The organism is Gracilibacillus thailandensis, assembly GCF_010994055.1.
Classification (GTDB): domain Bacteria; phylum Bacillota; class Bacilli; order Bacillales; family Amphibacillaceae; genus Gracilibacillus; species Gracilibacillus lacisalsi.
The window spans coordinates 19,987-28,347 of the sequence record NZ_WJID01000004.1 but is presented as its reverse complement, the minus strand read 5'-3'; the positions used below and the strand labels follow the sequence as shown (position 1 = coordinate 28,347).

At 42.5% G+C, this 8,361-nt stretch carries 14 protein-coding genes; 1 reads left to right on the top strand and 13 read right to left on the bottom strand.

The window, feature by feature from the left end; genetic code table 11:
* Positions 1-5: 5 nt before the first annotated feature.
* The 10 genes from GH715_RS02250 to GH715_RS02205 all read right to left on the bottom strand — a co-directional run bounded on the left by GH715_RS02250 (position 6) and on the right by GH715_RS02205 (position 6,324).
* The gene (locus tag GH715_RS02250; RefSeq protein WP_153834196.1) at positions 6-200 is read right to left on the bottom strand and encodes a hypothetical protein; all 195 of its coding nucleotides are present in this window, start codon (positions 198-200) and stop codon (positions 6-8) included.
* Between the two features lie 99 nt (positions 201-299).
* Positions 300-1,019: a hypothetical protein gene (locus GH715_RS02245; protein WP_153834195.1), complete on the bottom strand. Its 720-nt coding sequence runs from the start codon at positions 1,017-1,019 to the stop codon at positions 300-302.
* A gap of 26 nt (positions 1,020-1,045) precedes the next feature.
* Complete coding sequence (locus GH715_RS02240; protein WP_153834194.1) at positions 1,046-1,441, bottom strand: hypothetical protein; 396 nt, start codon at positions 1,439-1,441, stop codon at positions 1,046-1,048.
* A gap of 97 nt (positions 1,442-1,538) precedes the next feature.
* Positions 1,539-1,712: a hypothetical protein gene (locus GH715_RS02235; protein ID WP_153834193.1), complete on the bottom strand. Its 174-nt coding sequence runs from the start codon at positions 1,710-1,712 to the stop codon at positions 1,539-1,541.
* Positions 1,709-2,413, bottom strand: coding sequence for a hypothetical protein (locus GH715_RS02230; protein ID WP_153834192.1), 705 nt, complete (start codon positions 2,411-2,413; stop codon positions 1,709-1,711). Before GH715_RS02230 ends, GH715_RS02235 begins: the two co-directional genes overlap by 4 nt.
* A 425-nt stretch (positions 2,414-2,838) precedes the next feature.
* Positions 2,839-4,080 (bottom strand): hypothetical protein, encoded by a 1,242-nt coding sequence (locus GH715_RS02225; RefSeq protein ID WP_153834191.1) that lies wholly within the window; start codon positions 4,078-4,080, stop codon positions 2,839-2,841.
* 292 nt (positions 4,081-4,372) lie between these two features.
* A complete protein-coding gene (locus GH715_RS21910) occupies positions 4,373-4,588 on the bottom strand; it encodes a helix-turn-helix domain-containing protein (protein WP_153834190.1) in 216 nt (71 codons plus the stop codon).
* 121 nt (positions 4,589-4,709) lie between these two features.
* Positions 4,710-5,243, bottom strand: coding sequence for a hypothetical protein (locus GH715_RS02215; RefSeq protein ID WP_153834189.1), 534 nt, complete (start codon positions 5,241-5,243; stop codon positions 4,710-4,712).
* Between the two features lie 484 nt (positions 5,244-5,727).
* Entirely contained in the window at positions 5,728-6,021 is a 294-nt protein-coding gene (locus GH715_RS02210) for a hypothetical protein (RefSeq protein ID WP_153834188.1), read from the bottom strand.
* A 123-nt stretch (positions 6,022-6,144) separates the two neighbouring features.
* Entirely contained in the window at positions 6,145-6,324 is a 180-nt protein-coding gene (locus tag GH715_RS02205) for a hypothetical protein (protein ID WP_153834187.1), read from the bottom strand.
* Positions 6,325-6,507: 183 nt separating this feature from the next.
* On the opposite strand from GH715_RS02205, the gene GH715_RS02200 reads away from it, so the two are divergent.
* On the top strand, positions 6,508-6,756 hold the full coding sequence (locus GH715_RS02200; RefSeq protein ID WP_153834186.1) for a helix-turn-helix domain-containing protein: 249 nt from the start codon (positions 6,508-6,510) through the stop codon (positions 6,754-6,756).
* A gap of 71 nt (positions 6,757-6,827) precedes the next feature.
* Here the strand turns inward: GH715_RS02200 and GH715_RS02195 are convergent, their stop codons facing one another.
* From GH715_RS02195 to GH715_RS02185, 3 genes are all read right to left on the bottom strand, one after another.
* Positions 6,828-7,247 carry a hypothetical protein gene (locus tag GH715_RS02195; protein ID WP_153834185.1) on the bottom strand — a complete coding sequence of 140 codons (420 nt, stop codon included), beginning with the start codon at positions 7,245-7,247 and terminating at the stop codon, positions 6,828-6,830.
* A gap of 149 nt (positions 7,248-7,396) precedes the next feature.
* Positions 7,397-7,570, bottom strand: a complete 174-nt coding sequence (locus tag GH715_RS02190) for a peptidoglycan-binding domain-containing protein (RefSeq protein ID WP_153834184.1) — start codon at positions 7,568-7,570, stop codon at positions 7,397-7,399.
* A gap of 49 nt (positions 7,571-7,619) precedes the next feature.
* A complete protein-coding gene (locus tag GH715_RS02185) occupies positions 7,620-7,991 on the bottom strand; it encodes a DUF3102 domain-containing protein (protein ID WP_163578408.1) in 372 nt (123 codons plus the stop codon).
* Between the last annotated feature and the right edge of the window lie 370 nt (positions 7,992-8,361).

Below are 8,361 nucleotides of genomic sequence, written 5' to 3'. Positions count from 1 at the left end.
AAACCTCAAATTTCTTCATAACAGGAATGCTCCTTTTTTGGAAACTCCACGATAACCTCATACCGTTGTCCTTTGCGGTGGTTAACGTTGATTTGCGTAATAGTTCCGTTTTGTTGTTTGACTGTTCGATGTACTTCGCATAAATCCTCTATGGTATATGCCGGAAGTTTTACCCTGCTTACTTTCTCGGTTGCTTGCATTCTTCGCTCCCCTTTCTGCGTATCCTGCGTATTCATATAAAAAAAAAGAACGCCTCCTACCCGCGACAGTAGTACAAACGGCGTTCATTTCACTTTTATTTACCGACGTTTAACTGCTTTTAACGTTCGGTACTCCGTCGTTACTATCTGCGGAATCTGGTCGGCTAACTTACTCGCTAACAAGTCCATGTTGTCGACTTTCTGAACTGCCGATAAGATACCCTTTCCGTCAACTCTTCTTCTTGCATCCAGCTTTTCCGCTCTACTCTCAATCGTCGATAACAAGCCGGTTATCTGCCCTTGTAAGGCTACTTTTTCGGCATCTGACAAGTATTTAATCGTATTTTCTGCCTCGCCTACGGTTTCCGCTAGGCTTAATGCGTTAGGTGCGCTTTGTACTTTCAGCGTTAATCGGTTGGCGACTTGCTCTGCCGTTTCCTTGTCCGCTGGAGCAACGTGAATCTTGGCCCTTGCCGACTTTGCGTAAGCCTCCGCCTGCATTTGCTCTCGTTTCTCGTCCCATTCCGTTTGTAACGCTTGCGCCTGTTGCTCATATTCAGCGTACGCCTTTTCTAGTTCATAACGCTTTACCTCGTCGGTATATAACGGGTTAGTTTCCGCGTCAATCTTCGCTTTTTTCTTTTTATAATCGGAATGTAGCGCTTGTGCTTGGTTGCGGTACTTGTCGTAATCTCCGAAAGTAACCTCGATTCCCTTTCCGCTTTCTACCAGGCTTCTTGCCTGCTTGTCATCTGCGTTAATCACCGTATGTTGTTCGTGTTCTCCTGCGTTTTCTAATAAAAATACTCGTCTACTCATATTAAACTCCTCGCTCCCTTTTCGTTTTATTTAAATGGATTCCAAACGCTTTTCCCTCGTTTTTGCGAAGGGTCTGCGTATGATTGACTCTGCTTTTTGTTCATCGGAGAATGCTCGAATAAGAAGTGCGCCGTCTCTTCGTACTCGTCTTCCTCCACTTTGTCTAGGTATTTTTTATACCTGTTTACGCTCTCTTGGTCGAAGCCTGCGTTTAATAGCGCTTGTTCTTTCGCTTCATCCGCCTCTCTTTCTGCTAGCTCCTTGCATAACTCCTCGTACAACTTTTTATAATCCGTTCCCCCTTCCGGAACTTCTGTTCTTATTTGCTCTAGTTCTCGTTCTGTCTTTCGCTTTTCTCTCTCTAGTCGCTCTTGCACGATCTTGTTTACCTCTTCTTGCGTAAATAGTTTTTCTTCGCTCATTCCGATTCCTCCTCGTTTGTTTTAATTGGCGTCGGTTTAATCACTATCGTTTCGCCTTCCTGCGGTTTAGGTATTGGCGTAATCTTTACTTCTTCCATTATTTATCGCTCCTTTTGTCGCTATTTTTTCGCTTGTTTTGCTGCTTTGTTCCGCCTTGATATAGCATTTCCTCTCGGATTGCTTGCGCCTTCTGCTTTTTGCGTGGCGGTCTGTCGGTATCCATCTTTATTCCATTCTTGTTATATTGCGGTTTCCTCGGTCTGTTTCTCATTCCGTTTTCTCCTTTTCGTATTTAATTGGCTCGGCTAGTTTCTCTACTACCGTTGCTTTCCGCTGCATTGCGTCCTTTGCAAGTTTCGCCGTTTCCTCTTCGCTAACCTGCGAACTTATCGAGCCTCGTACTCGGACGTGTTCCTTGTCTAGCCAATCCTTAACGCTCGGCTTGTCGATTCCAACGCCTTGAACGCTGGCAAACTCGTCGGCGTGTAGTAGGTTGGCGATATAATCCACAACGTACTGACTTCGCTCTTTTCTGTTTAGTAACTGCGGTTCATATATCGAATGGATAGCATACGTTAATCCCTCGGCTTTCTCGGCGATTCCGAGGGTGGTAACGCCTTTAGCTTCGTCCTTTTCGTAATTAACGTAAAACTTGCGTTGCTTGCTCCGGAAGTGCTTTCCGTGGTTATACTTCGTTTCGTACTCGTCGTAAGGCAACTCTACGCCTCTGATTTCGTCCTTTACGGTTAACGGCTCTACGACGTATTCCAACGCTTCCACTACGCTTATAACGTCCGTTTCCTTGCCTCGTCTTATAACCTCGCCTGCTTCCGTGGTTAGCTTGTAACCTGCGGTGGTTAGTTTTATAACTCCGCCCTTTGCGAAGATAGGTTCCAACGTTTGCGAGTTGATAAGTTCCGTCTTTCCTGCGCCTTTGCTCGACCTTTCGGTTAGTTGTGCGATACATTTCAAACGGTCAGCCTCCTCGTTATTTTAGGTGTGTATATGACAACTTTTTAACGTTTATAGCGATTGTAAGGCGTTCTAATAATGTCGCTAATATGTTTATACCTAATCGGAATAGAACGCCTTAAAACGGCTTATTTCTGTAGTTTTGTGTTAAACATGCGTTCTGCTTAGCGACGTTCATTCGAAGGTATGCGGTACTGCCTGGCAAAAATCCAAGTTCTCTGCTCATACTCAACGTTTCTAGTATCGTGGTACTCTGCGACTAATTTCCAATGCGGCTTGTATCTCTTAATTCTACTCATTAACTGTTTGTCTTGCGTGTAGCCTGCGATATAACCTTTATCAAACTTCCATAATTCATTTGTGATGCGATCTCCCTCCTTTTTGTAAACGCTTACATTGTTTTTCATGCGGAATAAGCCATATTTCTATAGCTTGTATTCCGACCAATCTTGTAATAATTGGCGCATCCTGCTACTCGGCAAATACAACTCTACTGGCTCGCCGTTTCGGATTCGGGAACGGTAAATCCATTGTAACAACTCGCCAACTGCGTACACGTCATCGCTTACCTTTACGCCGTTATCTTGGAAGAACACTTTTATTTCTTGGTTCATGTAACGGTTAAATATATACGCCATAGCACGCTTTTCGCCGTACAAGTTCGTTGCTCTTGCGTTGTGCGGAATAACTACTTGAGGCGGTTTCTTATCCTCGCCCTTTTTACGTCTAGGCTCTTTGTAGCCTTTCGGTTGTATTGTTTTCTCGATCTCTTTTAGCGTTGAATAATATACTTCTTCTCGCTTTGCTTTAGCGATATTTTGAAAATAGTTATAAAGATTTTTCTTTACCTGCGCTAAATATTCGATATCAGCTTTCTGTAAAAAACGCACACCTAAGGCGTTCTTACGCTTGCCTATATCGTTCAATTTACCTTGATAAACGTCGATCAATCCATATAACTCTTTTCTATTTTCCGAAGTTTTGTCGTATTCTAGTAGGCGGTACTTTTCGCCATCATGTTTAACGGAGTATAAATCGAAGTTGAAGCCGTGCATATCGAAGTAATACTTTTGGATTTGTCCGTCGAATAAATATGTCATCACGTACACTTTATCAAACGCCTTAAATACGTCCGGAGGAAACGACCATACTAGAAACTTACCTCGATAATAAAACAGATTGCCAGCTTGTGCGGTTAGTCTAATATCTAAGTAACGGCTATCGTCGTTAGGATCGCCCTTCCATATAACGCGATTATCCGTTATCTCAATATCTCCGGCACGTTCTAGCTTTCGTATGTCTGAAGGTCTAACATTAATCGGCTCTACGCACGTCATAACCTCGTCAAGTATAAGCGTATACCCTGCCTCTGTTAGCAAGTCGATAACCTCGTCGTCAGCCGTTCTAAATAAGGCGTGTGTAGACGCTATGTCCTCACCTTTAGCGATCAAATCTTTTAGGCTGCGAAGTTTAGTTCCTTCATTATTACGGTTATCCGGTTCTTTAAAGGTGCGATCTTGTACGCTATCTTTAATCCGTTGTACCTCGTCTAAGAATGGCGTAATGTAAATAAAGCGTTCTAGTTCGGTTGCTTCGTTCATATACTGTATTGCGTATTGTGTTTTACCGCTCCCCATAATTGAATCAATTACGTTAATACTCGACATTCTACCCGTTCCCTTCTCGTTTATTTTTGGCGAAACCTACACCGTTTTAGGAAGAAACCTTCCTAGAATTTTTCCCGATCCCTTGCGCCCCAAGGCTTTCAGCGTTTAATCCTTAAAAGAAAATAGTACGTTTTTTACTCGTATTATATCGTTTACTAAACTGACCTAAGCTAGCTTTGCTAGCTAAGTTGTCTTTGACAACTTTAGGTAGTCTTATAAAACGCCTATCATATACGGAAAGTACACTCCGAAAATAGATAACCTAGTATCTATTCCGCTAGTGTTTGGCGCTCTATATCGCCTTAGTCATACGCTCACAGAACGCTACGAACTCCGGTTCATTAACGTCATACTTGCGGAGGATTCTCGATCTTACGCGTTCAGTAACTCCGTGTAATCCTACTTCTATTTTCGCTATGGTACTCGCGCCTACTCCGATCTCTTTCGCAAACTGTGCTTGACTTTTGGCGTTGTAAAGTCGGATTAACTTAACTTGTTCATTCGTCATTTTTTATCGCTCCTATCCGTTTTATATTTTTTACTTCTTTATACGGCTAAAAAAAATCGGAATACTTAGCCGTTAAAATATCCCCTCATAAACTGCGGAATATGTCGCAAAGTTAAAATCGCTACATATATCCTCGGTACTTACTTCCTATCCGATTGCCTTCGCCGTGGACTAATTCGCTATGTTCTTTATACTGCGCTTTCAATTCGTCGTATGGCTTTTCTATCCGGTAAATGTAGCTGTCCATTACGCGCTCGTCACTCCAATAGGCGTATTCTAAGCCGTCGATATAGTAGTCTATTTCGCGTAACTTATCCGGAACGGCTTTCGGCTTACGTGCCCTTTCTTCCGCCTTCTGCTCGGCTCTGCGTGCGTCCGTGCAAGCCTTACTACAAGTTTTACGATTATTCTTCGTACTATCGTCCTCCCAATAAAAGCCACAATACGCGCACAACTTAACTCTCCTGCTATCGGTTATGAACGGTAACCTTCCGGCGTATAAGTCTTGAATGAACCATTCTGCGGAATCCTTCGCTAAGACTCCGGTATGTTTTCGGTGGAAAGCTATCGCTCCGGCTCCTGGATAACCTTCTTTGACGTCGAAGGCTTCGTCGGGTACTTCGATAATTTGGTGGTAGGTGATGTTTAGCAGCATTCGTAACCTCTCCTTTTAACTTAATTTTTATATTTTCAAAGGGATAAATTTTTAACCCCTCATATTCATCTACGGCAAATAGCAAAAAAGTCGGCACTTTTCAGTAAATTTATTTCGTTTACTTCTTTTTTAAAATAGCCTTACAATATTACTTTGATATTTTCGCCCCTTAATTCGGCATTTTTAACAACGCTTCTACTTATAACTACGGAATAATTAAACGAATTGCGTATTTTTAACGAAATCCCTCTACTGTTACTTTGTTATTTGAGGCGGTTAATTGCGTATTTTTACAATAAAACCCCCATAAATACTTTGTAATTTTAACGGGTAAATTGGACGTTTTTAACGAAAAAAAGAGCGCCTCCCTCATGCGCTCCCCTTTCGCCTCCTTCCTGTTACGCTCCAATCGCCGATAAATAAACAAACACTAGGCCAGCTATAAACAATCCTGCGTACCATAAATCCGTTAAGGTTAGGCGTTTCATTCGTTCGCCTCCCTTGTCGCCGCCTTTACTAGCGCTAATCTTTCTAAATCTTCTGTCACTGCTTGTATTAGCGCTTCTCGACTCCACTCCGGTAAACTGTTGTACCTTGCGCCTAATATATCCGTGAAGTATCGGACGGCTGCCTCTCGTTCCCTTTTCGCCTCTGCTTCGGCTTCCGCCTTTTTCTCCGGCGTACCGTAACAAATGCGATCTATTTCGGTAAACTCTTCCGTTTGTGTTCCTTCGACTACTTTTCCGCATGAACTAATCCACTTAAAATTTTCGCTCATAATAATTCGCTCCCTTTCGATTGGTTTGAGTTTAGTTTAGTTTCCGTTCAATTTATCGGATAAGATTTTATCTCGTTCGATTCCGTTGCTTGGCGGCTTTCTTTCGCTAAGTTGGCGCTTAGCTTAGTACGTAACCTTTTTAAATCCGATAAGAATGGCTTCCTTTTCGTCAATCTCTTTTAACGCTTTGTCTGCGATCTGATTCCTTGAAAGTTCCGTATTGCTTTCGACTGTAATCTCTTTCTGCCAGCCTCCGACTTGTGCGATTACCTTATAAACGTGATTTTTTAACGGCAGAAACATGATTCGCCTCCTTTATGAGTGATTTGCTTGGCGTAATTGTACGAAACTAATCGACTACGTTTCGTTGTCATTAATTATATACCGAATACGATTCGTTGTCAACAACGTTTTTTAGTCGGATTATAATTCGGAGTATGCTATACTTTCCAATGAATGGAATATTAACGAAGGTGAGGAGAAAATATGACGAATAATAACGTAAGAGTAAAAAGCAATTTAAAATCAATTTTGGATGAGAGAGGAGTTTCTATCCGAAAACTAGCGAACGAAACAGGCTTAAAATTCGAAACTGTTAGGCGACTTTACAACGATCAAACAAAGCAATATCAACGCGATTCAATCGGTGCTATTTGCGTTTACCTTAGTATAGAAGTTGGCGACCTGTTGACGTTAACTGACGAAGGGGAATACGAAGAGGAAAAGCGCCAATAACCAGGCGCTCTTTTTTTGAAGATTTTTAACAAAAAAAAGAACACCAATTAAGGCGTTCTTTGATCCACTTATTACAATTCTTCTAATGCGGCCTTGTATTCGTTATACTTATCTTCCGGTAAATCGCCGTTAATTTGAACAAGTACGTTTTTATGTTTAATCGTCCACGAAAATAACATCGCACTTTCTTCTCCCATAGAATCGTAATACTCCTTCATTTCGTCTAAGTCTTCCTCGTTATCATATATAAGAATACGTCCGCCGTTCTCTTCCCCTAACGATGGTATTAAGAACCTCGTACCACTTTCCGTTTTCATAGGCGCTATTCCGTAATCGTCTTTAGTCATCTCCGAAGTTTCTCCGATATCTAATCCCGCATCTTTGAATGCGTTAATGACTTCTTCACTTGATAAGTCTTCGGAAGAATTTCCGCAGGCAGACAACATCCCTATACTAAAAATGACGGTAAAAAGTAAAATAATTCTGTTCATAATCTCCTAGTCCTTTCCGATTAAATCTATAATAATACAATTATATACTACTTAGGAAATTTATTCTATCATTCAAAACATAATTTTCTTTATTCACAGTCCGAAGACTCCGCCTAAAACTTCCCGTTATTTAGCTGTCGCCCGTCACGTTAAAACGTTCCTGCGTTTAACCTCCGTTGTAATTCCTCGACCATCATCGAAGGTTCCGATATCACTCCGTCAACCGGAGTCCCTAAATGCGCCTGTAGTTTACGTACCGTATTCGGACCAAGGTATCCGTCCGCCTTAGAGCCGACCTTTTTCTGTAGCGCCTTGACAACCATGCTTCCGCCTTTTCCGAAGTCAATGCCGGATACAATCGCCTTCGTTACGTCATTCCATGTCGCGTTGACTTTCCGCCCTCTCCCTCGCTTCCTTTTCCGCCTTCAATGCCTTCTTTAGTTGGCGCAATTCCTTAACCGTCATGTCCTCCGGTTTCTTTTCCTCGCCTTTGGCGGTTGTATGCGTTTGTTCACGTTGTTCGGGCGGAAGGGTTGCTATTAGATGTAACGCCGTAAGTCCTAAATTTGCGGACGTTACCAACTTTCCTTTTGACGCCTCGTCGTACACTTTAATGTAACGACTGGCTTCGTATTTATCAATCTCAACATCCGCCAACCACTTTCCGAACTCTCCGTGCGCCAAGTCGTTTTCCTTTACGTGCTTTAATCGTCTGCCAATTTCGAAGATTGCCTCGCCTGCTATTCGTTTGTACGTGTTTAACTTGCGTTAGTTTTCTGCGGAATGGATTACGTTAACCCCTCGACTTCTATAAATTTTGGCGGAAAATTTTACGGCTAGGGAAGTTAAGGAACTCGTTACAAGTTTCGGAGGGAATGCGCTTGCTGGGAGCGACCTTCGACCTCTCGGAAATCTGAAAGAAAGTTCTCGGGATTCGGCAGGACGGCAACGCTTACATTGGGGCGGGGGATATCGTCCGCTTTTCCGAACGTTCAAGCGCGCATGCTTTGGTAATGTGCGGAATATAGCAAAGCGCATAAATATTCCGGATATGCAAGGCGATATATTCCGGATATAACCGTGTATTGCAACGTAACAGGAACGGAAAAGTCCT

Excerpts from the sequence above, each read along its gene's own strand:
- GH715_RS02250 (WP_153834196.1), bottom strand. The coding sequence starts at position 200 with ATGCAAGCAACCGAGAAAGTAAGCAGGGTAAAACTTCCGGCATATACC.
- GH715_RS02245 (WP_153834195.1), bottom strand. The coding sequence starts at position 1,019 with ATGAGTAGACGAGTATTTTTATTAGAAAACGCAGGAGAACACGAACAA.
- GH715_RS02240 (WP_153834194.1), bottom strand. The coding sequence starts at position 1,441 with ATGAGCGAAGAAAAACTATTTACGCAAGAAGAGGTAAACAAGATCGTG.
- GH715_RS02235 (WP_153834193.1), bottom strand. The coding sequence starts at position 1,712 with ATGAGAAACAGACCGAGGAAACCGCAATATAACAAGAATGGAATAAAG.
- GH715_RS02225 (WP_153834191.1), bottom strand. The coding sequence starts at position 4,080 with ATGTCGAGTATTAACGTAATTGATTCAATTATGGGGAGCGGTAAAACA.
- GH715_RS21910 (WP_153834190.1), bottom strand. The coding sequence starts at position 4,588 with ATGACGAATGAACAAGTTAAGTTAATCCGACTTTACAACGCCAAAAGT.
- GH715_RS02215 (WP_153834189.1), bottom strand. The coding sequence starts at position 5,243 with ATGCTGCTAAACATCACCTACCACCAAATTATCGAAGTACCCGACGAA.
- GH715_RS02210 (WP_153834188.1), bottom strand. The coding sequence starts at position 6,021 with ATGAGCGAAAATTTTAAGTGGATTAGTTCATGCGGAAAAGTAGTCGAA.
- GH715_RS02205 (WP_153834187.1), bottom strand. The coding sequence starts at position 6,324 with ATGTTTCTGCCGTTAAAAAATCACGTTTATAAGGTAATCGCACAAGTC.
- GH715_RS02200 (WP_153834186.1), top strand. The coding sequence starts at position 6,508 with ATGACGAATAATAACGTAAGAGTAAAAAGCAATTTAAAATCAATTTTG.
- GH715_RS02195 (WP_153834185.1), bottom strand. The coding sequence starts at position 7,247 with ATGAACAGAATTATTTTACTTTTTACCGTCATTTTTAGTATAGGGATG.
- GH715_RS02190 (WP_153834184.1), bottom strand. The coding sequence starts at position 7,570 with ATGGTTGTCAAGGCGCTACAGAAAAAGGTCGGCTCTAAGGCGGACGGA.